The sequence below is a fragment of the Morganella sp. EGD-HP17 genome (assembly GCF_000512315.2).
GTDB classification, from domain to species: domain Bacteria; phylum Pseudomonadota; class Gammaproteobacteria; order Enterobacterales; family Enterobacteriaceae; genus Morganella; species Morganella morganii.
Map to the genome: position 1 here is coordinate 1 of NZ_AZRH01000022.1, position 21989 is coordinate 21989.

Annotated in this window: 22 protein-coding genes; 16 read left to right on the forward strand and 6 right to left on the reverse strand. The window is 51.9% G+C overall.

The window, feature by feature from the left end:
- The first annotated feature begins 108 nt into the window (after nt 1–108).
- The 3 genes from X965_RS17485 to X965_RS17495 all read left to right on the forward strand — a co-directional run bounded on the left by X965_RS17485 (nt 109) and on the right by X965_RS17495 (nt 2635).
- On the forward strand, nt 109–894 hold the full coding sequence (locus X965_RS17485; protein WP_032098911.1) for an endonuclease/exonuclease/phosphatase family protein: 786 nt from the start codon (nt 109–111) through the stop codon (nt 892–894).
- Between the two features lie 143 nt (nt 895–1037).
- Entirely contained in the window at nt 1038–2225 is a 1188-nt protein-coding gene (locus X965_RS17490) for an FAD/NAD(P)-binding oxidoreductase (protein WP_036419337.1), read from the forward strand.
- 14 nt (nt 2226–2239) lie between these two features.
- Nucleotides 2240–2635, forward strand: a complete 396-nt coding sequence (locus tag X965_RS17495; protein WP_004236209.1) for a hypothetical protein — start codon at nt 2240–2242, stop codon at nt 2633–2635.
- Nucleotides 2636–2704: 69 nt separating this feature from the next.
- Here the strand turns inward: X965_RS17495 and X965_RS17500 are convergent, their stop codons facing one another.
- Nucleotides 2705–4066, reverse strand: a complete 1362-nt coding sequence (locus X965_RS17500; protein ID WP_015422464.1) for an amino acid permease — start codon at nt 4064–4066, stop codon at nt 2705–2707.
- 149 nt (nt 4067–4215) lie between these two features.
- On the opposite strand from X965_RS17500, the gene queE reads away from it, so the two are divergent.
- Entirely contained in the window at nt 4216–4887 is a 672-nt protein-coding gene (gene queE, locus X965_RS17505) for a 7-carboxy-7-deazaguanine synthase QueE (protein ID WP_036419340.1), read from the forward strand.
- Here queE and queD read toward each other — a convergent pair whose 3' ends face one another.
- Nucleotides 4888–5250 carry a 6-carboxytetrahydropterin synthase QueD gene (gene queD / locus X965_RS17510; protein WP_036419343.1) on the reverse strand — a complete coding sequence of 121 codons (363 nt, stop codon included), beginning with the start codon at nt 5248–5250 and terminating at the stop codon, nt 4888–4890. It abuts the gene before it with no gap.
- Nucleotides 5251–5448: 198 nt separating this feature from the next.
- Here queD and X965_RS17515 point away from each other — a divergent pair, with 198 nt between their 5' ends.
- The 5 genes from X965_RS17515 to truD all read left to right on the forward strand — a co-directional run bounded on the left by X965_RS17515 (nt 5449) and on the right by truD (nt 9948).
- Nucleotides 5449–7227: a sulfite reductase flavoprotein subunit alpha gene (locus X965_RS17515; RefSeq protein WP_036419347.1), complete on the forward strand. Its 1779-nt coding sequence runs from the start codon at nt 5449–5451 to the stop codon at nt 7225–7227.
- A gap of 81 nt (nt 7228–7308) precedes the next feature.
- The gene (ftsB, locus tag X965_RS17520) at nt 7309–7623 is read left to right on the forward strand and encodes a cell division protein FtsB (RefSeq protein WP_004236204.1); all 315 of its coding nucleotides are present in this window, start codon (nt 7309–7311) and stop codon (nt 7621–7623) included.
- A gap of 26 nt (nt 7624–7649) precedes the next feature.
- The gene (gene ispD / locus X965_RS17525; RefSeq protein WP_004236203.1) at nt 7650–8426 is read left to right on the forward strand and encodes a 2-C-methyl-D-erythritol 4-phosphate cytidylyltransferase; all 777 of its coding nucleotides are present in this window, start codon (nt 7650–7652) and stop codon (nt 8424–8426) included.
- On the forward strand, nt 8426–8905 hold the full coding sequence (gene ispF / locus X965_RS17530) for a 2-C-methyl-D-erythritol 2,4-cyclodiphosphate synthase (RefSeq protein ID WP_024472856.1): 480 nt from the start codon (nt 8426–8428) through the stop codon (nt 8903–8905). Before ispD ends, ispF begins: the two co-directional genes overlap by 1 nt.
- Complete coding sequence (gene truD, locus X965_RS17535) at nt 8902–9948, forward strand: tRNA pseudouridine(13) synthase TruD (RefSeq protein WP_004236201.1); 1047 nt, start codon at nt 8902–8904, stop codon at nt 9946–9948. Before ispF ends, truD begins: the two co-directional genes overlap by 4 nt.
- Nucleotides 9949–10013: 65 nt before the next feature.
- On the opposite strand, the gene X965_RS17540 is transcribed toward truD, so the two are convergent.
- Nucleotides 10014–10409, reverse strand: coding sequence for a DUF5329 domain-containing protein (locus tag X965_RS17540; protein ID WP_032098915.1), 396 nt, complete (start codon nt 10407–10409; stop codon nt 10014–10016).
- 162 nt (nt 10410–10571) lie between these two features.
- On the opposite strand from X965_RS17540, the gene surE reads away from it, so the two are divergent.
- From surE to rpoS, 4 genes are all read left to right on the forward strand, one after another.
- Nucleotides 10572–11333, forward strand: coding sequence for a 5'/3'-nucleotidase SurE (surE, locus tag X965_RS17545; RefSeq protein WP_024472854.1), 762 nt, complete (start codon nt 10572–10574; stop codon nt 11331–11333).
- On the forward strand, nt 11330–11956 hold the full coding sequence (locus tag X965_RS17550) for a protein-L-isoaspartate(D-aspartate) O-methyltransferase (protein ID WP_004236198.1): 627 nt from the start codon (nt 11330–11332) through the stop codon (nt 11954–11956). The genes surE and X965_RS17550 overlap by 4 nt, the downstream gene beginning before the upstream one ends.
- Before the next feature lie 141 nt (nt 11957–12097).
- The gene (nlpD, locus tag X965_RS17555; protein ID WP_015422466.1) at nt 12098–13219 is read left to right on the forward strand and encodes a murein hydrolase activator NlpD; all 1122 of its coding nucleotides are present in this window, start codon (nt 12098–12100) and stop codon (nt 13217–13219) included.
- Between the two features lie 49 nt (nt 13220–13268).
- Nucleotides 13269–14261 (forward strand): RNA polymerase sigma factor RpoS, encoded by a 993-nt coding sequence (rpoS, locus tag X965_RS17560; protein ID WP_004236195.1) that lies wholly within the window; start codon nt 13269–13271, stop codon nt 14259–14261.
- Nucleotides 14262–14351: 90 nt separating this feature from the next.
- Here rpoS and mutS read toward each other — a convergent pair whose 3' ends face one another.
- Nucleotides 14352–16913 (reverse strand): DNA mismatch repair protein MutS, encoded by a 2562-nt coding sequence (gene mutS, locus X965_RS17565; protein WP_036419350.1) that lies wholly within the window; start codon nt 16911–16913, stop codon nt 14352–14354.
- 423 nt (nt 16914–17336) lie between these two features.
- Nucleotides 17337–17789: a hypothetical protein gene (locus X965_RS17570; RefSeq protein ID WP_015422468.1), complete on the reverse strand. Its 453-nt coding sequence runs from the start codon at nt 17787–17789 to the stop codon at nt 17337–17339.
- 340 nt (nt 17790–18129) lie between these two features.
- Between X965_RS17570 and X965_RS17575 the strand changes: the two genes are divergently transcribed.
- From X965_RS17575 to X965_RS17585, 3 genes are read left to right on the forward strand one after another with little or no spacing between them, the layout of a single operon-like run.
- Nucleotides 18130–19158: a hypothetical protein gene (locus X965_RS17575; RefSeq protein WP_004236191.1), complete on the forward strand. Its 1029-nt coding sequence runs from the start codon at nt 18130–18132 to the stop codon at nt 19156–19158.
- Complete coding sequence (locus tag X965_RS17580) at nt 19158–20300, forward strand: BamA/TamA family outer membrane protein (RefSeq protein ID WP_036419353.1); 1143 nt, start codon at nt 19158–19160, stop codon at nt 20298–20300. The genes X965_RS17575 and X965_RS17580 overlap by 1 nt, the downstream gene beginning before the upstream one ends.
- Nucleotides 20300–21451 carry a DUF4056 domain-containing protein gene (locus X965_RS17585; RefSeq protein ID WP_036413813.1) on the forward strand — a complete coding sequence of 384 codons (1152 nt, stop codon included), beginning with the start codon at nt 20300–20302 and terminating at the stop codon, nt 21449–21451. The genes X965_RS17580 and X965_RS17585 overlap by 1 nt, the downstream gene beginning before the upstream one ends.
- On the opposite strand, the gene X965_RS17590 is transcribed toward X965_RS17585, so the two are convergent.
- Nucleotides 21431–21910, reverse strand: a complete 480-nt coding sequence (locus X965_RS17590) for a GNAT family N-acetyltransferase (protein WP_004239054.1) — start codon at nt 21908–21910, stop codon at nt 21431–21433. The genes X965_RS17585 and X965_RS17590 overlap by 21 nt on opposite strands.
- Between the last annotated feature and the right edge of the window lie 79 nt (nt 21911–21989).

Below are 21989 nucleotides of genomic sequence, written 5' to 3' on the forward strand. Positions count from 1 at the left end.
TGAAAAGAAAAAATATTTTTCACCTGAATACGTGTTCTGAACCGGATAGCATGAATCAAAGTTTGCTAAGATAGTGACGGACAGAAGCAAACAGTATCGGGGTTATCGTTGAAAGAGAAAAAAAACTGGTCCGTCCGGTATGTCGCAGGGCATCCGGCACGACAAATCCCCCCCATGTCGGCAGACATGCTGGGTAACGGATTGCCGGTTGGTTTACCATTATCCGCACCGGAACAAACTATCCGCGTTGTGGTCTGGAATATCTATAAGCAACAGCGTCCTGACTGGCGCAAAACCCTTGATCGCATTTTGCATGACACACAACTGGTCCTGCTTCAGGAAGCACAGCCTTCTCCTGAACTGGTCAGCCTGGCCGGAAAACACCAGCTTGTTGCTGATCAGGTTCCCGCGCTGCATTTTCAGCAGCATCCTTCCGGTGTGATGACACTGGCAACCTCCCATCCAATCTATTGCTGCCCGTTACAGCAGAAAGAACCCTTATTGCGTCTGCCTAAATCCGCATTAGTTACTGTGTACCCGTTGCCGGATGGCCGTCAGCTGATGGTGATTAACGTCCATGCTATTAATTTCAGTTTTGGTGTGGATGTTTACCGGCGCCAGCTGAATACGGTCGGCTCTCAGATCCGCTGTCATATCGGGCCGGTGATCCTCGGCGGTGATTTTAACGCCTGGAGCAGGCAGCGTATGAATGCCCTGAAACGTTTTGCCCGTGCGCAGGGCCTGAAAGAAGTGCTGTTTCCGGATGATATCCGGACAAAAGCATTTGGTCACCCGCTGGATTATCTGTTTTATCGCGGATTTAAACTGGTTTTATCGGACGTTATGCAGACAGATGCTTCAGATCACTATCCTTTAATTGCTGAGTTCATGTAAAAATATCTGATGATATTGTTTATCACTGTTATCATTAAGTAATAATATTAATGCAATATTATTTATACTAACTATAGTTATCTGGTTGTTATTGCCTGGTGTTATTTATTATTAACTAATTAAGTAATAAAACCGGAGACTCTATGCAGCGTATTGTTATTGTTGGCGGCGGCGCCGGCGGCACGATGGTCGCAAATATTCTGACCAGAAAGCTGTTAAATGATATTTATCAGAAGAAAGTGGAAGTTGTCCTTATTTCAGACAGTGAATGGCACTATTATAAACCTGCGTTTATGTATGTGGCTTTTAATCTGTATCTGAAAGAGGAATTACGAAAGTCACAACGCTCTCTGCTTCGCCCCGAAATTCAGTTTATTCACGACCGTGTCGAGCATTTTGATTTTGCATCACAGACGCTGCAGGGAAAGAGTGGCACCAAATACGGATATGACTACCTGGTGATCGCCACCGGCTGTCAGCCGAGACCGGATCGGATCTCCGGAATGAAAGAAGCTGCCGATCATTTCTATCAGTATCAACCTGCCCGCCAGCTGGCGGAAAAACTGGCAAAATTCGAAAAAGGCCGGATTTTTATTACGGTTTCTTTCCCGAATACCCCTAATGTTCCTCACCAGTGTGGTATCGCGCCGATGGAAACCACGCTGATGCTGGATGATTATTTCCGTCAGCGTCGTGTCCGCCAGGATATCGAAATCGTTTATACCTATCCGACAGTATCTCAGTTATTACGTAACTGCCTGTTTATGCAGAAAAATGTCTGTGAAGTTCTGCCGGCGGTCTTTCAGGAACGTAATATTCGGGCTCAGCGCGGTTTTACCCTGGAGCGTGTCTGCCCTGAAAAGAAAATTGCTTATTCCAAAGAAGGGGAAGAGCAGCCGTTTGATCTGCTGATAGGTACGCCGCCGATTTCTGCGGTGGAATCGGTACGCAATACCGGATTATCCGACGGCGACCCGGAAGAGGGCTGGCTGCCGACAGATCCGGAAACGTTACAGGTGTACGGACTGAAAAACGTGTATGTCCTCGGGGATACTGTGGATCTGCCTATCAGTAAAGCGGCCGGCAGTTGCCATAACCAGTCGACTGTCGTGGTGGATAATATTATCGGCGAGATGCGTTTCGGCTATACCACCGCCATTTATGACGGACGGGTTCAGGCAGTCGCCCAGATGGGGCTGAATGCAGGGATGCCGCTTCAGTATGATTATAAGCATGATGTGTTACCGACACCGGCGACAAAGCTGGGTGGCCTGCTGCGTACCGGTTTTAACCGCGGGCTGTACTGGTCAACCGTTCGCGGCCTGGTATAACAGAGGAAACTGCAATGTCTGCAACAGAACAGATGAATGAACAGACTGCTGCGCCACAGCCTGAATTATCCGCACAAACAGCGGAAAAACTGGCGGTATTAATGCAGCTGAACCGCTTTGATAATGTGATTGATTTGCTGTCTCTGGTCTCGGATCTGGTCGATATTATCGGCAAGAATGAGGTCAATAAACTGGCGGATAATGCGGAATCAGGTATCGCATTATTGTGGGAAAGCGGACTGGCGCTGAACAAGGCCAAAATGGAAATGATGTACAGTGATGAAAAGTACAATTTCCGTAATACCTATAAATTACTGAAAGATCAGGACACGCTCAAAGGCATCAATATGGTGCTCAGAACGTTACAGATTATGGGCTCCCGTATTCAGCGTATCAACAGCGAACCCTGATACCGGACATAAAAAAACCGGGTGTATGATTCACCCGGTTTCGTGTTTTCAGAACAGTGAGTTGTCTGTTTATACCCGTTTTTTCACACCGGCAAAATAACCAACAGTCAGAATTACCACCCAGGCAATCCCCACCATCAGTGCCACACGTGTATCCGGGAAGTAACCCAGAAGGGCGATCACAAAGACCATAAAGGCGATGGTCAGAGCGGGCGCAACCGGCCACATCGGTACAGGGAATTTCAGGGTTTTGACCTCTTCCGGTTTCATCTTACGGCGCATTGCCACCTGAGATAACAGAATCATCAGCCAGACCCAGACGGTCGCGAAGGTTGCGATAGAGGCGATAATGATGAAGATTTTTTCCGGGATCAGGTAGTTAAGCACCACGCCGACCAGCAGAACTGCACTCATCACCAGAACTGTCATCCACGGCACACCGTTTTTGGTGAGCTTCATAAAGGATTTCGGTGCCTGACCTTCCTGCGCCATGCCGTACATCATCCGGCCTGCACCGAAGATATCACTGTTAATGGCAGAAACGGCTGCGGTGATCACCACCAGGTTCAGAATGTTGGCCGCGTAGGAGATATTCAGTTTCTCGAAAATCTGCACAAACGGGCTGCCGTTATGGCCGATCTGGTTCCACGGGAAGATACACATCAGGATAAACAGTGTCAGCACATAGAACAGCAGAATACGCAGCGGTACTGCGTTGATCGCTTTCGGAATGGTTTTTTCCGGGTTTTGTGCTTCACTGGCAGTGATACCGATCACTTCAATGCCGCCGAAGGCAAACATCACAATGGCCAGTGAGGCTATTACCCCGCTTATTCCGTTCGGCATAAAGCCGCCGAATTCCCATAAGTTACTGATACCGGTAGGATGTGCGGTTTCCTGGCCGAAGCCAAACAGCATAATCGCCGCGCCGCCGACAATCATGGCGATAATTGCGGTCACTTTGACAATCGAGAGCCAGAACTCCATCTCCCCGAATATCTTCACGTGACATAAATTCAGCGCACCAATGAAACACACAATCCCCAGCACCCAGATCCACTGATCGACATCCGGGAACCAGAGCTTCATATAGAAGCCGAAGGCGGTGACGTCCGCGAGACAGACAATCAGCATCTCAAAAACATAGTTCCAGCCGGTGAGGAACCCGGCGAGCGGCCCCATATAATGGCTGGCATATTGTGAAAATGAACCCGGTACCGGATGGTGGACTGCCATTTCGCCCAGCGCACGCATCACCATAAAGACTGCCGCACCCCCGATAAGGTAGGCCAGCAGAACAGCAGGACCCGCCTGCTCAATAGAGGCTGCCGAGCCGTAAAACAGGCCGGTACCTATCGCCGATCCGAGTGCCATAAAGCGGATGTGCCGCCCTGTAAGCCCCCGTCGTAGCGCCGTATTATTTTCTTTCATGTAATTAATCCTGTCGCTGTCATGATTAGCAGCGTTTTTACTGATGTGAAACGCGGTCAGAGTCAACCCGGTACTTTAACATAAAGAGTCATGCTGACGGGATAATTATCTGCAATAATACGGCCTTAAACGTAAGGAACAGATGAGTGATGCAATACCCTATTAACGAAATCTTTCAGACATTGCAGGGCGAAGGGGTTTTTACCGGCGTTCCGGCGATTTTTGTCCGTTTGCAGCGCTGTCCGGTCGGGTGCAGCTGGTGTGATACCAAACATACCTGGGAACAGTTACCGGAAAAAGCCTGCTCAGCAGAAGACATGATGAACAAAACAGAGGAGGACGACCGCTGGGCCTCTCTGGATGCAGACAGCATTATTATGCAGTTTGAGGCGAAAAGTTATACAGCCCGCCATGTTGTGATCACCGGCGGTGAACCGTGCTTATACGATTTACGGCCGCTGACGGCGGTGCTGGAAGGACGGGGTTATCAGTGCCAGATTGAAACCAGCGGCACACAACCGGTGCAGTGCAGTGAGAAGACCTGGGTGACCGTTTCCCCGAAAGTGAATATGCGCGGCGGCTATGATGTGCTGACACCTTCACTGCTGCGGGCTGATGAGGTGAAACACCCGGTCGGGCGGCAGCGGGATATTGATGAACTGGATTTACTGCTGGCGAAACTGCCGGGGGATAAACAGCCGGTGGTGGCGTTGCAGCCGATCAGTCAGAAACCGGCTGCCACTGCTCTCTGTATTGAGACCTGCATCGCGCGTAACTGGCGTTTCTCGATGCAGACTCATAAATATCTTAATATTGCCTGATTATTCACCGCGGTAAATACAGCCGGCGGTACAGGTCTCTTTGACCAGCACGGCACTCAGCATCGGCAGCAGCAGTTTGGTCTGCTGCCAGATCCACTCCGCCAGCACTTCACTGGTCGGGTTTTCCAGCCCCGGGATCTCATTGAGGTAGTGATGATCCAGACGGTCATAAATCGGTTTAAATGCCTGTTTGACCTCAGCAAAATCGATCAGCCAGCCGGTATGTACATCCACCTCACCACTCAGCTCCAGACGGACAAGAAAGGAATGCCCGTGCAGACGCCCGCATTTATGGCCTTCCGGGACATGCGGCAGGCGGTGGGCGGCTTCGAACTGGAACTCTTTAAAAATCGTGGTGCTCATAACTCTCTCCGGATAATGACGGTATGGCATAATAAAAGCGTCATTTTACGCAATATTCAGTGAAAATGTTACCAAAAAACAGTAAAGTGGCGAATAAATAACAGAAATGCCCGGCTATTTTTCATCGACAAAACCGGTACTTTTCTCTATGTTGGAACGTCAGAATAATAACGAATACACTCATTTACCGGGTTTACTATGACATCGCCGATCACAACCTCTCCGCTCTCCGCGCCTGACTGGCAGCACCTGCAACCCTTACTTGACAGACTGACTCCGCAACAGCTGAATTGGTTATCGGCCTGGTGCCGTGAACGGGCAGCGGCAGCGCCGTCTGCGGCGGAACGGGAACCGGCGGATATTTTGCTGATCGCCGCATCTCAGACCGGTAACGCCCGGCGTGTGGCGGAATCCCTGCGGGATCAGTTGTTCAGTGCGCAGCGGGCGGTACGTCTGGTGAATGCCGGAGACCTCTCACTGACTGCATTTCCGGAATCACCGCTGGTGGTGCTTGTCTGTGCCACCACCGGGGATGGGGATGCACCGGAAGAAGCCCTGCCGCTGTTTCATTTCCTTCATTCTGTTCAGGCACCTTCGCTGACAAAAATCCGTTACGCGGTGCTGGCGCTGGGTAACCGGGCGTATCCGCAGTTTTGTCAGGCCGGAAAGAATTTTGATAACCGCCTGCATGCCCTCGGGGCGCAGCGGATCCTGCCGCGTGCGGAAGCAGACAGCGATTATCAGGTTACCGCAGATAACTGGATCTCTCAGTTACTCCCTGAGCTGCTGAATCTGACACCGCCGGCAGATGAAGAGCGGCTCAGCCGCTTCACTCACAATACGGTGGTGCAGATTGATTCACAGCCGCATCAGCGTGATAAACCACAGTCTGCGGTTTTGCGCCGCGCTGTGCGCCTGACCGCACCGGAATCGGAAAAGCATGTCTGTCAGATTGTGCTGGATATCCGCGGCACCGGGTTGCAGTATCAGACCGGTGATGCGCTGGGTGTGTATCCGGAAAACAGCCCGGAGCTGGTCAGTGAGCTGCTGGGACTGCTCTGGTTTGACGGTACTGAGCGTGTCATGCTGAAAGGGAAATCGTATTCTCTGCGTGACGCCCTGATGACGCAGTGTGAGCTGACCATCAACAGTGCACCGGTTGTGGCGGCTTACGCCCGCCTCAGTAACGCGCCGGAACTGCTGGATATGATTGCGGATCCGCAGCAGCTGATATCGTACGCACAGCGCAGACCGGTGGCGGATATGGTGCGTGAGTTTGCCGTGCAGACCTCCGCACAGGCCTGGGTGGATTGCCTGCCGCCGCTGATGCCGCGTTTATACTCCATTTCCTCGTCGCCGCTGGTCTCACCGGATGAAGTGCATCTGACCGCCGGGGTGGTGGAGTTCCGGACTGACGGGCGCACCCGCTACGGTGCGGCAACTCGTTACCTGACGCATCAGTTACAGCCCGGGGATACGGTTGCCTGTTTTGTGGAACACAATGATCACTTCCGCCTGCCGGATGATCCGGAAAAACCGGTGATTATGATAGGGCCGGGTACCGGCATTGCGCCGTTCCGTGCGTTTCTTCAGCAGCGTGCGGCTCAGCAATCCGGCGGAAAAAACTGGCTGATTACCGGCAATCCGCATGAAAAAAGCGATTTTCTGTATGAGACAGAGCTGACAGATTTTGTGCGTCAGGGCGTACTGACGGAGCTGACAACCGCCTGGTCGCGGGATCAGCCGCAGAAGATTTATGTGCAGGATAAGCTGTCTGAAATGCGGGAAACCGTCTGGCGCTGGCTGGAGCAGGGCGCGTACGTATATGTGTGCGGGGATGCTTTCCGGATGGCAAAAGACACGGATGCCGCATTACTGGATATTATCCGCAGTGAAGGGGCGATGTCCGCAGAAGAGGCACAGGTTTTTCTGAACGGATTACGGACAGCAAAACGTTATCAGCGGGATGTTTACTGATCTTCTGTCCGAATAACGGACGGAACAGTAGCATCTGCGCCGATCTTATGGGAAGATTAGCCGATCTTTTCGGGGGCGGTGATGGGCAAACTGACGCTATTACTTTTAGTTATTCTGGGCTGGCTGCAATATTCATTGTGGTTAGGGAAAAACGGTATTCACGACTATGTACAGGTCAGTGAAGATGTTGCTGCATCAGAACAGGTAAATGCGAAGCTCAAAGCCCGTAACGAACAGCTGTTTGCTGAGATCGGCGATCTGAACGACGGGCTTGAGGCCATCGAAGAGCGCGGGCGCAGTGAATTAGGCATGATCAAGCCCGGCGAAAGCTTTTACCGGGTCCTGTCCGAAAAACGGACACAGCAGAATGCGCAGCCACAAAGTCGCAGTAACTAATCCTTATGACAATACTTTCTTCCGCAATGACCGGCGCACAACCGGCACCGGATCTGTCCGGTATTTCTGATGATGCTCCGGTCACGGCGCTGATCCCGGCCGCCGGTACCGGTACCCGCATGCAGTGCGAATGCCCCAAGCAATACCTGATTATTGCCGGAAAAACCATTCTGGAACATACCCTCGCTATTCTGCTGGAACACCCGCGCATCACACAGGTGGTCGTGGCGCTGCATCCGCAGGATACGGTTTTCAGTACATTACCGGTCGCGCGGCATCCCCGGATCCGAACTGTCACCGGCGGTGGTGAGCGCGCGGATTCTGTCCTGGCCGGTCTCGATTATCTCGCTGAGCATACTCCGGAAAACAGCTGGGTGCTGGTACATGACGCAGCGCGTCCCTGTCTGCAACTGACAGATCTGAACCGGCTGCTGGCCGTGATGTCAGACACACAAACCGGTAACCGCGTGCAGGGGGCGATTCTGGCCTCACCGGTACGTGATACCATGAAGCGGGGTGTGGCATCTGCCGGATATACCGGTATTGATCACACTGTTGAGCGCACACAGTTGTGGCACGCCCTGACCCCGCAATTTTTCCCGCTTCATCTGCTGCGCACCTGTCTGCAGCAGGCGCTGTCTCAGCAGGCAGTGATCACTGATGAAGCCTCCGCGCTGGAGTTTTGCGGCTATCAGCCGTTGCTGGTGCCCGGCCGCGCGGACAATATTAAAGTCACACAGCCGGAAGATCTCGCACTTGCCGGGTTCTACCTGTCCAATAACAATAAGGAACAGACAACATGATGAGAATCGGACACGGTTTTGATGTTCATGCCTTCGGCGGCGAAGGCCCGATTGTGATTGCGGGCGTCCGCATTCCTTACGAACAGGGATTACTGGCGCATTCCGACGGTGATGTCGCTCTGCATGCGGCCACCGACGCATTGCTGGGTGCGGCGGCGCTGGGGGATATCGGCAAATTATTCCCCGATACGGATCCGGCCTATAAAGGCGCGGACAGCCGTGTGCTGCTGCGTGAGGCATTCCGTCGTATTCAGGAAAAAGGCTACAGACTGGGTAATCTGGATGTCACTATTATCGCCCAGGCACCGAAAATGCTGCCGCATATCCCGCAGATGCGGGTGAATCTGGCGGAAGATTTGCAGTGTCATATGGATGATATCAATGTGAAAGCCACCACCACCGAAAAACTCGGTTTCACTGGCCGCAAAGAAGGGATCGCCTGTGAGGCGGTAGCGCTGCTTGTGAAGGCTGAAGCATGAGTCTCCCGGTCAGTTATTTCCACGGTAAACCAGCGGCCACCGGGGTACTGAAAGCACAGCCGGAAGATTTTTTGGTGCAGGAAGATTTGGGGTTTGAACCTGACGGTGACGGCGAACATGTGATGGTCCGTATCCGCAAAACCGGCTGTAACACGCGGTTTGTGGCGGAAGAACTGGCCAAATTTGCGAAAATCGCCGCCCGTGCTGTCAGCTACGCCGGGCTGAAAGATCGCCATGCGGTCACCGAGCAGTGGTTCTGCCTGCAGATGCCGGGAAAAGAAACACCGGATTTCGCGCAGATGCAGCTTGAAGGCTGCGAAGTCCTGGCGGTTAACCGCCAGAAACGCAAATTACGGATCGGTGCGCTGAAAGGTAATCAGTTTACTATTGTGCTGCGCCGGATCAGCGATCGCGCCGCGACAGAACAGCGTCTGCAGCAGATTGCGCAGTCCGGGGTGCCGAATTATTTCGGTGAGCAGCGTTTCGGGCGCAACGGCCAGAATCTGCATTTCGCACAGCGCTGGGCTGACGGCGAAATCAGTGTGAAAGATCGCAGCAAACGCGGTTTTTATCTCTCCGCTGCCCGCAGTGCGATGTTTAACGCGGTGGCGGACGCCCGTCTGACACAGCAGCTTCAGGCAACCGCATTGCAGGGTGATGCGGTACAGCTCGCCGGGCGCGGCAGCTGGTTTGCGGTTCAGGCGGATGAACTGGCGGATGTACAGCAGCGTCTGGATAACCGTGAACTGCGCATTACAGCGCCGTTACCGGGCAAGGGTGATCTGGGGTCTCAGGATGCGGCACTGGCCTTTGAAACAGGACAGCTGGCACCGTGGCAATCACTGTGGCAACTGGCGGAAAAAGAGGGGGCGGATAATGCCCGCCGAGCGCTGATGTTGTATCCGGAGCATTTTACATCTGAATGGATGGATGATGAAACCGTCCGTTTATCCTTCTTCCTGCCGGCCGGCAGTTTTGCCACCAGTGTTATCCGCGAAATTATTGAGCTGGAAGCGGATCAGGCGGCGGAATTCAGTGAATAATCAACTGACTGATTAACATAAAAAAGGGGTGGAATAATTTCCGGCCCTTTTTTTATTCTGTTTTTTTATTCAGGTTTTGCTGCGGCGGCTTTGTCTGTTTCCGCCAGTAATTCAGTCAGATACACTTTGGCATCCACCGGATCTTTGCCCGGCAGTTTTACCTGATACGGCTTACCGCTGATGGAGGAGCCGGATGCCACCTTATCCACAAACTGCTCTGCGGTGCTCAGACGTTTTTTCGTTTTGCTTAATTTCAGGCGCAGATGTGATTCCGCGTCGGCGGCATTATGCTCACTGCCGTTGCGGATAAAAATCAGCTGTTCCTGCTTCCTGACAGCGGTCAGCAGGTTTTCCACTCTGGTCTCTTCCTGAGGTGACAGCGCGAATGCCTCTGATACCAGAAACAGTCCGGCAGTCAGTGCGGTGAACAGGGTAGCTGTGATTCGTTTACAGATAGCCATGCAGAAATCCTTTCAGTCATAAATAATACAAGTATCATGCAACTGAATATGAAAAAAGCAATCAGACTAAATCTGTTATAACCCTTTTTTATCGCGGCTAACTTGATAAAATAGTTTTCTGTCGTGATAAACGAGCTGTTACTGATAAAAAAGGATACCGTTGTGCTGCGAATTCTGGTGAGTAATGATGACGGCGTCAGTGCGCCGGGGATCCGGACATTGTCTGAGGCGCTGCGGCGTACTTACCATGTGCAGGTGGTTGCACCTGATCGCAACCGCAGCGGGGCATCCAACGCGCTGACACTCGACCGCCCGCTGCGTACGGTAGTGCATGAGAACGGCGATATTGCGCTGGTGGAAGGCACGCCGACGGATTGTGTCTATATCGGTGCTAATCTGCTGATGCGCCCGCGCCCGGAAATTGTGGTTTCCGGGATTAACTGCGGCCCGAACCTCGGGGATGATGTGATCTACTCCGGTACGGTTGCTGCGGCAATGGAAGGACGTCACCTGGGATTACCGGCGATTGCGGTCTCCCTGAACGGCGAAACCCATTATGATACAGCAGCGGAAATTACCTGCCGTCTGCTGACCATGCTGCAGCAGGTGCCGTTACGGGCCGGTAATATTCTGAACGTGAATGTGCCGGATGTTCCGCTCAGTGAGATCAAAGGAATGAAAGTGACCCGCTGCGGAACGCGCCGGGCACCGGATGTGGTCTACACACAGATGGATCCGAAAGGAAATCCGCTGTACTGGCTCGGCCCTCCGGGGGAAAAACTGGACACCGGGCCGGATACCGATTTCGCGGCGGTGGATGCAGGTTATGTCTCTGTCACGCCGCTGCATGTTGATCTGACCGCCTACAGCGTGCAGGAAAAATTAGAAGACTGGTTACAAAAAGCAGGGGTGATACAGGAATGATCCGCCGGGTGGTACAGGATCTGATTACACAGTTACGTCAGGCCGGGATCCGCGATGAACGTCTGTTACAGGCGATGGCGGCTGTCCCGCGGGAGAATTTTGTCGATGAGGCGCTGACACACAAAGCTTACGACAATACCGCGCTGCCGATTGGCTACGGGCAGACCATCTCCCAGCCGTTTATGGTGGCTAAGATGACAGAACTGCTGGATCCGGCTCCGCAGGCGCATGTGCTGGAAATCGGCACCGGCTCCGGCTATCAGACGGCGATCCTCGCACACCTTGCGGCGCATGTTTACTCTGTTGAGCGGGTTAAGGGACTGCAGTGGCATGCCAAACGCCGCTTTAAACAGCTTGATCTGCATAATATTTCCACCCGTCACGGTGACGGCTGGGAAGGCTGGCCGTCCCGTGGTCCGTTTGACGGCATTATTGTCACCGCCGCCGCCAGTGATATCCCGCCGGCGCTGCTCAGTCAGCTGGCGGATAACGGCCGGATGGTGATACCGGTGGGGGAACAGCAGCAGATGCTTAAACTGATCCGCCGCCGGGGCAATGATTTTCATACCCAATCGATCGGAACAGTCCGGTTTGTTCCCCTGATTCACGGCGATCTGGGATAAAAATGGCTATTTTGGTAACAAGACTTTTTCATTTCGCTTAGTATCTGTTTTAATAATACAATCCTGCCATGTGGCCTGCGGCCGCGTGGTGACTTTCTGATTGTCAGTTTTCGCACTATTTCCAGTTTCGGGAGAAGGAATATGAACTCAAGAAACCCTATGAAAACAATACGATGGGTTGCAATTGGGTCACTGATGAGCACGGTTCTGGCCGGATGCTCAACGCCGTATCATGCCGCACCAATCAGCAGTGTGGACGAAAGCAGCAGTGCACCGGTAATGACAGCAGGCAATGATAACAACAGTACATCTGTGTCCACACCGATGCCGGTACGTCCTCAGCTCAGTTCCGCCAATAACACACAGCCGGTCAGCCGGAGTGTGCAGCAGCCGCGCTCTGCCAATGTGCAGACCAGCAGCGATGGCCGGATTCAGTACAACCGTAATTATGATGCGATCCCGAAAGGCAGTTACAGCGGAAATACCTATACGGTTCAGCGCGGTGATACATTATTTTACATCGCTTATATCTCCGGATCTGACTTCCGCGAACTGGCATCACAGAACAATATTCCTGAGCCGTACAGCCTGAACGAAGGGCAGGTGATTCGGTTAAGCAACGGCGGCGGCAACAATGTTGCACCGGTCAGCAGCGGTACTCAGGTCGCAACAAATAGGAATACTCCGCAAAACGGGGTGGTTGATTCTCAACCAACTAATGCGTATTCTGAATCTGCAGGCGCTAAACCGGCCGGCGGTAAGATGCTCTCATCTCAGGTCACCGCACAGGCAAAAGCGAATAACGGCACTGCCGCCACCACAGCGGCAACAACCGCAGCCGTTACCGCACCGGCAACAACAACCAGCGCGCCTGTCGCCGTAAATAGTGGTTCCTTTAAATGGGGCTGGCCAGCGGAAGGCAAAGTCATTTCCAACTACACAGGACCTACCAGCGGTAACCGGGGTATTGATATCGGTGGTACACGTGGACAGCCTGTTTTTGCTTCAGCGCCGGGTAAAGTGGTGTATACCGGTAATGCGTTACGCGGCTACGGTAATCTGGTCATCATCAAGCACAATGATGATTTCCTGACAGCCTACGCGCATAACGATTCCATCCTGGTTAAAGATCAGCAGGACGTCGCAGCTGGTCAGAAAATTGCCACGATGGGCAGCAGCGGAACCACATCTGTAAGATTACACTTTGAAATTCGTTACAAGGGAAAATCAGTCAACCCGCTGCAGTACTTACCGCAGCGATAAACGGCAGAACAGCTTGTTCTGCCTGAATTATCGGGGTAGGAGCAAGCTGATGAGCCGTAATCCACTGAACGCTAACGAGTTATACGACGAAAATTTTGCCGCCGGGCAGGATGAAGATGAAGAGCTGTTTGATGAGAAGCAGCTGGCAGAGGAGAGCGAATCTGACGATCCCGGCCCGGACATTGAGTTCGTGCAGAGTGTCAGCCAGCGTGTCCTGGATGCTACTCAGCTTTATCTTGGTGAGATAGGCTTTTCACCGCTGCTCAGCGCAGAAGAAGAAGTCTTTTTTGCACGGCGCGCCCTGCGGGGTGATACCGCAGCGCGCCAGCGTATGATTGAAAGTAACCTCCGTCTGGTGGTTAAAATCTCCCGCCGCTACAGTAATCGCGGGCTGGCGCTGCTTGATCTGATCGAAGAGGGCAACCTCGGGCTGATCCGTGCGGTGGAGAAATTTGATCCGGAGAAAGGCTTCCGTTTTTCTACCTATGCAACATGGTGGATCCGTCAGACTATTGAACGGGCTATCATGAACCAGACCCGTACCATCCGTCTCCCTATCCATATTGTCAAAGAACTGAATGTCTATCTGCGCACCGCCCGTGAGCTGGCACAAAAGCTGGATCATGAGCCGACAGCGGAAGAAATTGCCGAACAGCTGGATAAACCGGTGGATGATGTCAGCCGTATGCTGCGTCTGAATGAGCGCATCACCTCAGTGGATGTCCCGGTGGGTGCGGATTCAGATAAAGCACTGCTGGATATTCTGTCTGACGAAAATGATGTCACACCGGAAAACCGGCTGCAGGATAACAACATGCAGCAGAGCATTGTGAAATGGCTGTATGAACTGAATCCGAAGCAGCGGGAAGTGCTGGCGCGTCGTTTTGGTTTGCTGGGCTATGAGGCGGAGACACTGGAAGATGTGGGACGCGAGATTGGTTTAACCCGCGAACGTGTGCGGCAGATTCAGGTGGAAGGTTTACGCCGCCTGAAGGATATCCTGCACAACCACGGGTTATGTGAGAATTCACTGTTTAACTGAGTGATCCGTAAAACAGCGTTCTCAGAGCAGTTATAAATATTATTCATGTAAAAGGGGGAATTTATTCCCCCCTTTTCTTTTGTCCGGCTGTCAGAGCATCTCTTTCAGGCGGTAGAGCCAGTCCAGTGCCTGACGCGGTGTCAGTGAATCCGGGTTAATCCCCGCCAGCGCATCCAGTGCCGGAGCCGCTTCCTCCGGGGTATCCAGCAGATTCATTTGCGGTGTTTCCACATGGCTTGCCGTTGCATTCAGTGACAGCGATTCCAGCTCGCGCAACTTCTGCTTCGCGCGTTTAATCACATCACGTGGCACGCCGGCGAGCAGGGCGACCGCAAGGCCGTAACTTTTGCTGGCCGCACCATCCTGCACACTGTGCATAAAGGCAATGGTGTCGCCGTGCTCAACCGCATCCAGATGGATATTGGCCACGCCTTCCAGTTTTTCCGGCAGCGTGGTCAGCTCGAAATAGTGGGTGGCGAACAGTGTCAGTGCTTTGATACGGTTCGCCAGGCTTTCCGCACAAGCCCAGGCCAGCGATAAACCATCATAGGTGGATGTGCCGCGCCCGATTTCATCCATCAGTACCAGGCTCTGCTCTGTGGCGTTATGCAGGATATTGGCGGTTTCGGTCATTTCCACCATAAAGGTGGAGCGGCCGGAAGCGAGATCATCCGATGCCCCGACGCGGGTGAAAATCCGATCCACCGGGCCGATAACGGCTTTTTCCGCCGGTACAAAACTGCCGATATAGGCGAGCAGTGCGATAAGCGCTGTCTGCCGCATATAGGTACTCTTACCGCCCATGTTCGGGCCGGTGATGATCAGCAGGCGGCGCTGTGGTGACATCGTCAGCGGGTTGGCGATAAACGGCTCTGTCAGTACATGTTCGACAACAGGGTGACGACCGCCGGTGATCTGAATACCGACTTTATCCGTCAGTTGCGGGCAGGTGTAATTGAGGGTTTCCGCGCGCTCGGCCAGGTTGGTGAGCACATCCAGTTCCGCCAGGGTATCAGAGCTGAGCTGCAGAGCTTCCAGGTGCGGAAGCAGCAGATCAAATAACTCATCATAAAGGGCTTTTTCAATCGCCAGCGCTTTGCTTTTGGAGGTCAGAACCTTATCTTCATACTCTTTCAGTTCCGGGATGATGTAGCGCTCGGCATTTTTCAGGGTCTGACGGCGGACGTAATGGATCGGTACCAGGTGGCTTTGTCCGCGGCTGACCTGAATATAGTAACCGTGGACACCATTAAACCCGACTTTCAGTGTATCGATGCCGAGTTTTTCCCGCTCGCGGATTTCCAGTTTATCGAGATAATCACTGGCACCGTCCGCCAGTGCACGCCACTCATCCAGCTCTTCATTGTAGCCCGGGGCAATCACACCGCCGTCACGCACCAGTACCGGCGGCGCTTCAACAACGGCCCGCTCCAGCAGAGCCTGTAATTCGTCAAACTGACCAATACGCTGTTGCAGTGTCTGAATATACGGATCAGATACTGCACTCAGCTGTGCCTGAATATCCGGATACTGTGAAAAAGCATGGCGCATCCGCGCCAGGTCGCGCGGACGGGCGGTGCGCAGTGCCAGACGTGCCAGCACTCGTTCCAGATCGCCAATCTGGCGCAGAACCGGCTGTAAATCCGGGCTGATTTCCATCAGCGCGGCAATCGCCTGCTGGCGGTTGGCGAGCACGGCTCTGTCACGCAGCGGGGAGTGCAGCCAGCGCTTGAGCATCCGGCTGCCCATCGGGGTGACACACAGATCCAGTACGGACGACAGGGTATTTTCGGTGCCGCCGCTGAGGTTCTGGGTAATTTCCAGATTGCGGCGCGTGGCTGCATCCAGAATCACATTTTCCTGCAGATTTTCCAGGGTCACACTGCGGATATGCGGCAGCGAGGTGCGCTGGGTATCTTTGACATATTGCAGAAGACATCCGGCGGCCTGTAAGGCCAGCGGAGCATTTTCCACGCCGAAGCCGTGCAAATCCCGGGTGCCGAACTGTAATGTCAGCTGCTGACGAGCAGTTTCGAGCTCAAATTCCCACAACGGACGGCGGCGCAGCCCTTTCTGATTCTGAATAATGGCGAAATCCGCCATATCTTCCGGGTAGAGCAGCTCTGCCGGGCGGGTGCGCTGTAATTCCGCGGCCATCGCGTCTTTATCGTCTAACTGGAGGATACGGAAACGGCCGGATGTGATATCCAGAGTGGCGTAACCAAAGCCGCGCGCATCCTGCCAGACAGCGGCGAGCAGGTTATCCTGACGCTCCTGTAACAGCGCTTCATCACTGACCGTTCCCGGTGTGACGATACGAATCACTTTGCGCTCCACCGGGCCTTTGCTGGTGGCCGGATCGCCGATTTGCTCACAGATGGCAACGGATTCCCCGAGCTGAACCAGTTTTGCCAGGTATCCCTCAACCGCATGATGCGGCACACCGGCCATCGGGATCGGCTGACCGGCGGTCTGGCCGCGTTTGGTCAGTGAAATATCCAGTAACTGTGCTGCCCGTTTGGCATCATCAAAGAACAGCTCATAGAAGTCACCCATCCGGTAAAACATCAGAATATCCGGATGTTGTGCCTTGAGCCGGAAGTACTGCTGCATCATGGGTGTATGGGAGTCAAAGTTTTGGTTGTCAGTCATAAGGATTCTGTTAACACTCTGAAAGAGTTACGGTTTATCAACTGCCCGTTCCCGGGATTGTCTTCATTAATATGCTTAAAATAACACAGATTATGATGAAAGAGGGGATTCCTTCCTGTACCGCGGTGAATTATTGAAAAGGGTGGAGGAAGATCGCAAAACCGGGGAAGTCAGACGGGTATCACGGTGCTGATGCTGAAAAGCCACGTAATGAAAATAACGTGGCTTTTGCAGGGAGACAGCAGGAATCTACTATTTTATTATCAGACATATTATCTTATAACCAGGATTCAGGACTTATAACAGTTAAATTCTATCCATGAATAATAACTGTTTCTGAATAATCCGGATATAATAAATTAAAGCCTCCCGTAATTACAACTTATTTTGATGTTTTTAATGCTAAAGTAATATTGGTTTTTATTAAAAAGAAATTGAATAAATACTATAGCGGCCTTTGTTGTCTTCATCGCATTCAAAAAGATGGAGTAACCCGTCAATGAAAAAGAAGTTAAATGATTTCCGGCCGTTGATGACATAATCTTTGGAATACTTTTTATCTATCCCCAGGTTATTTGCCTGGAATAATTTCATTTTCTTTCCTCCTAAACTGATAGCGCAAATATATGTATTTTTATTTTTATCATCATAGGCTACCTGAATGATGTCGAAATATCTTGAGAATTGACCACTTGAAATATCTTTATCCAGTTTCCCTTTCTGGCTGATTTCTTTGATGAGGAATTCACCATTTTCATCTTCCATAAGAATATAATTTTTATTATCAACTTTATATGTAACAGTCTGTGGATAAAGACGATTAAGTGTACCGTAGTCAGTCATGACGTCATCTCTGCGTGGCTCTGCAATAGGCATATTGGTATCCTTTAATTATTTAGTGGGGTTGATGGTGCGTTTATAGTTATAAGGAAATAGCATAATGTCCGCAATATTGAAAGTTAATGATCTTATTATTTAAATTATTGCATCTAATATAAAATATACGATGTGATTATATGGATATTAATGTTTTATATTTCAGGTTACATATTTACTGTGTATTTTATTATGATAATGTTAAGTTATTATTACTGTAAATGACAATAACGTTACGTACATAGCAATTATTACTAATTATCGCACAGAAAGCTCGTAATCAGAGGGGATTAGCCGTTAGAATTCATCACCATTTAATTAAACAAAACCGGCTTATATTATGTTACGCCCGATACTTCATACTCTGATTATTACCGGCTCACTGAGCCTGAGCGCTTTTTCTTATGCTGACGGCCCGACTCTGTCGTTAAGTGTCAGCCAGTCCGGCGGCTCTGCACAAAATGACGATGGCTCTCCTGATGCCACCCGTCCTTCTGAATCCAAATCCCGTATTCTGCCTATCTGGGGCGATGAAGCCCGCGCCCGTGGTTATGATCTTCCCGAGCCGTTTGGTGTCGGTTATAACTATATGAATCTGCGGCAGGATATTGTTGTGGATAAAATCGGTTTTATTATGCCGACAAAAATTGTCGTCGGTGAAGGCCTTTTTAAAGCATCGGTTGAAGGTATTAACATTGATGCCGGTCATACCCGTGAAAAAACAGAAACCCATATGCTGAAGTTAGACTCATGGGTATTTCCGTTTATGAATGTGTATGGTTTATACGGAAAAACAAAGGGTAAATCTGACACAACACTGGCCGGTGGTTCGGTGGATGTTAAGATGTTTGGAAAAATACATAATATTAATCTTGACTCTAAGATTGAAGGTCAGCCCTTTAAACTGGATTTCGAAGGGAAAACTTATGGTGCGGGTGTGACTTTTGCCGGTGCCTATGAGCAATTCTTCGGTACAGTCGATGTTAACTATACCAAAACCAATCTTGATATCCTTGACGGTGATATTAAAGCATTGGTTGTTTCACCCCGCGTCGGTTATGAATTTGTTTTTTCACCGTTAATTGCCGGTCAGGGAAATACCAAATTACAGGTCTGGACCGGTGCTATGTATCAGGATATTACCCAGCGTTTCAAAGGGGATATCAGCGGATTAAACTTATCGTTACCGGGAGGCATGGAAAATATGATCCCCGGCGATATGAAATTCGATGTTGAACAGCATCTTGCTCATAAATGGAGCAACCTGGTCGGCGCCCGGTTAGAAGTGACCCGCAATTTTAATATAATCTCAGAAGTGGGTTTTAATAACCGTAACAGTTTCTTTATTTCCGGAGAATTCCGTTTTTAATGATATTTCGTTATTTTTCCGCCGGGCTGGCATTTGCCGGTCTGGTGGCGGTTCACACAGCAAAGGCCGGTTATTTACCCTCACGGGAACAAATTGATGATGCACTGTCCGGACTGGGCAGTAATAACCAATTTGACCGCAGCAAAACCATCGACTGGGGGGTGTTACCCGGGCCGTTTTATACCCCTGAACTGGAATTAGGCGTCGGGGTGGCGCTGGTCGGTATGTATCAGGCGGATAGTGATCCTGACAGTAAAATATCCACCTTATCCCTCAGTGGTTTTGCCTCCTCAACCGGGGCGTTCGGGCTGAACCTGAATAATTACACCTATCTGGATAATGATAACTGGCGTTTTTATCTCAGCGGCACGATCAATAATGTGCCGACGGATTACTGGGGGAAAGGCTATCAGGCCGGGCGTGTCAAAGATCATTTCGGTGAATATAAGTCACAGCAACTGCGGCTGACGCCGTCACTGCTGCGCCGGGTGGCGGATAATACCTATATCGGGTTAGGCTGGGATTTCAGCACACTGAATGCGGCCTCGCCGGATAAACCGTTCAGCCGCTATATGGATGAGCATGATTATGACCGGCATGCGGTCAGTTCCGGGGTCAGCGCCACCTTCAGTTATGACAGCCGGGATTTCCTGCCGAATGCCCGTCAGGGGCAGGCGCTGGATCTGCGTTATACCTGGTATGCGCCGTCACTCGGCAGTGATACGCGGTTTAATACCACCGAGATTCAGTACAACTATTATTATCCGCTGGATGATAAAACGGTGCTGGCGTTTGATAACTACGCGCGGTTTGCCTCCGGAGATGTGCCGTGGGATCAGTATTCCCGCCTCGGTAATGGGCGGCAGATGCGCGGCTATTATGACGGCCGCTATCAGGATAATCATGTCTTTGCCTCACAGGTGGAGTACCGGCGCAAGCTGGACTGGCGGCACGGTATTGTGCTCTGGGCCGGCGGCGGGACGATGAGTGAGAGTGCACGTCATCTCGGCGGCGGTCACTGGCTGCCGAACGTCGGTGTGGGATATCGTTTTGAATTCAAACCCCGGATGAATGTGCGGCTTGATTTTGGGGTCGGGAAACAGAGCAGCGGTTTTTATTTCCAGGTCGGGGAAGCCTTCTGATGCGGGTATTTATCAGCGCAATTATCATGATGGTACTGTTATCCGGCTGTCAGAGCCGGATGGCCGATGTGCCGGTTATACGCGCCGATCTTTCTCCGCAGACCACGGAAACGGCAGCTCAGGCATTTCCGGTTGCAGATAAGGTGGGGGCGCCTGACGGGCTGCGCCCCTGCTGCGCATTCGGCTATGATTTGCAGGCAAAACTGGGGCCGGTTCCGGTGCCGTTTTACACCATCGGCAATGTGCTGACCGCCGGTGATTTGGGGGAGCATGTCTACAATGACAGCTTCTGGTTTGGCGTGGCGGAAGTTATCGGCCTGAGTAATGAAAACCTCGGGATCATCTATTCCCGCCACGGCGGATTTATTGATATCGCCCATGTGCGGGATACCGCCGATTACACTTATTACCTGTTCACGCAAATCTATCCGCATCTTGGTAATGCCCGGATGCTGATACTGTCGGATGAACTGTTTTCCCGCCGTATTCAGTTCCGCCATTTTATCCCGCCGCAGGATCCGGCAGAGCGCTATACCCTGAGTGTGTATCTGGCCGCGCGGCTCGCGTTTCGCCTGGCGGCATGGCATGAAATTGCCCAGTGGTATGGTTATCATTCAGTTCCCGGTTTTCCGGAAGAAATTTCGGCATTTACCCCGGAAGATCTCTATTCCAATCTGCTGGGGGCGCGCCTTGCCATCACATTGCTGTTACAGGGGCACGGCGGGTCAGTGGCTGATTTTAACCGGGGAATGGAGGGTATTCTTCCGCAGGCGCTGGCACAACTGGATGCACAGCCCGCAGCCGTTACCCGGCAGATGTTTGACAGTATTGACGGGCTCTGGTGGGATAAGCGGCAGCGGGTGCCGGAGAAGTTTCTGGTGCTGCGCCGGGATTACAGTGTGAGTGATGACCGGCTGCCGTCACAGCCAGAGCAGGAAACCGCTGCCGGGGCGTGGCTGGCACTACCTCAGTACTACCGGGGCTGGTCTCTGGCGGATTTGGCGTCATTTGAACTGTGGCGGACAAACAATCCCGGAAATCTGCCGGTGACCGCACTGCCGTTTACCGAAGCGGATTTTCCGGCACTGACAGCACATGCGGCGGCTGAGGATAAAAAAACAGCGCCGGTGTCAGTGCAGCGAAATCAGTAACAGCGGGAGAACCCGGCCGGGCAGGGATTCCGACGGCGTTTCCCCGATGCGGATAGCCCCCTGGCGGATATAAAATGCTTCCGCGTTGGGATCAGCATCCACCAGAAGGGCGCTGATACACTGTGTCCGGGCGGAGGAAACTGCCCACTGGTACAGTGCGCTGCCTATTCCCTGATGCAGATAATCCGGATGCACAAAGAGTTTGGATAGCTTTCCGTTCTCTTCCTGGCGGTTGATGGTCAGTTGCACAACACCGGCAATTTTGCCGTTGATTCGTGCGGTCATCAGCCGCGAACGGTCAAAATCAGCGGAGGTAATGGTCAGTTCATCCCGGCAGGTCGCCATAAATTTTTCATCATATCCCCAGTGTTGTTTTGAACGCAGGCACAGGCGGGTCAGATAATCCGCTTCATCACGCTGAGGCGGGGCGAGTAAAAAAACGGGTGCTTCTGTGGTCATAACGATCAAATCCGTGATTTTGCTGAGACAAATAATAATAGCAGATCAAATGTCAGGCTGCGTAAGCCGGCGGTGTGTT

Excerpts from the sequence above, each read along its gene's own strand:
- X965_RS17540 (WP_032098915.1), bottom strand. The coding sequence starts at position 10,409 with ATGGCTATCTGTAAACGAATCACAGCTACCCTGTTCACCGCACTGACT.
- X965_RS17495 (WP_004236209.1), top strand. The coding sequence starts at position 2,240 with ATGTCTGCAACAGAACAGATGAATGAACAGACTGCTGCGCCACAGCCT.
- queD (WP_036419343.1), bottom strand. The coding sequence starts at position 5,250 with ATGAGCACCACGATTTTTAAAGAGTTCCAGTTCGAAGCCGCCCACCGC.
- X965_RS17490 (WP_036419337.1), top strand. The coding sequence starts at position 1,038 with ATGCAGCGTATTGTTATTGTTGGCGGCGGCGCCGGCGGCACGATGGTC.
- X965_RS17590 (WP_004239054.1), bottom strand. The coding sequence starts at position 21,910 with ATGACCACAGAAGCACCCGTTTTTTTACTCGCCCCGCCTCAGCGTGAT.
- X965_RS17585 (WP_036413813.1), top strand. The coding sequence starts at position 20,300 with ATGCGGGTATTTATCAGCGCAATTATCATGATGGTACTGTTATCCGGC.
- truD (WP_004236201.1), top strand. The coding sequence starts at position 8,902 with ATGAGTCTCCCGGTCAGTTATTTCCACGGTAAACCAGCGGCCACCGGG.
- queE (WP_036419340.1), top strand. The coding sequence starts at position 4,216 with ATGCAATACCCTATTAACGAAATCTTTCAGACATTGCAGGGCGAAGGG.
- X965_RS17515 (WP_036419347.1), top strand. The coding sequence starts at position 5,449 with ATGACATCGCCGATCACAACCTCTCCGCTCTCCGCGCCTGACTGGCAG.
- X965_RS17500 (WP_015422464.1), bottom strand. The coding sequence starts at position 4,066 with ATGAAAGAAAATAATACGGCGCTACGACGGGGGCTTACAGGGCGGCAC.
- ispF (WP_024472856.1), top strand. The coding sequence starts at position 8,426 with ATGAGAATCGGACACGGTTTTGATGTTCATGCCTTCGGCGGCGAAGGC.
- X965_RS17570 (WP_015422468.1), bottom strand. The coding sequence starts at position 17,789 with ATGCCTATTGCAGAGCCACGCAGAGATGACGTCATGACTGACTACGGT.
- rpoS (WP_004236195.1), top strand. The coding sequence starts at position 13,269 with ATGAGCCGTAATCCACTGAACGCTAACGAGTTATACGACGAAAATTTT.
- X965_RS17580 (WP_036419353.1), top strand. The coding sequence starts at position 19,158 with ATGATATTTCGTTATTTTTCCGCCGGGCTGGCATTTGCCGGTCTGGTG.
- ispD (WP_004236203.1), top strand. The coding sequence starts at position 7,650 with ATGACCGGCGCACAACCGGCACCGGATCTGTCCGGTATTTCTGATGAT.
- mutS (WP_036419350.1), bottom strand. The coding sequence starts at position 16,913 with ATGACTGACAACCAAAACTTTGACTCCCATACACCCATGATGCAGCAG.
- X965_RS17550 (WP_004236198.1), top strand. The coding sequence starts at position 11,330 with ATGATCCGCCGGGTGGTACAGGATCTGATTACACAGTTACGTCAGGCC.
- ftsB (WP_004236204.1), top strand. The coding sequence starts at position 7,309 with ATGGGCAAACTGACGCTATTACTTTTAGTTATTCTGGGCTGGCTGCAA.
- X965_RS17575 (WP_004236191.1), top strand. The coding sequence starts at position 18,130 with ATGTTACGCCCGATACTTCATACTCTGATTATTACCGGCTCACTGAGC.
- nlpD (WP_015422466.1), top strand. The coding sequence starts at position 12,098 with ATGAACTCAAGAAACCCTATGAAAACAATACGATGGGTTGCAATTGGG.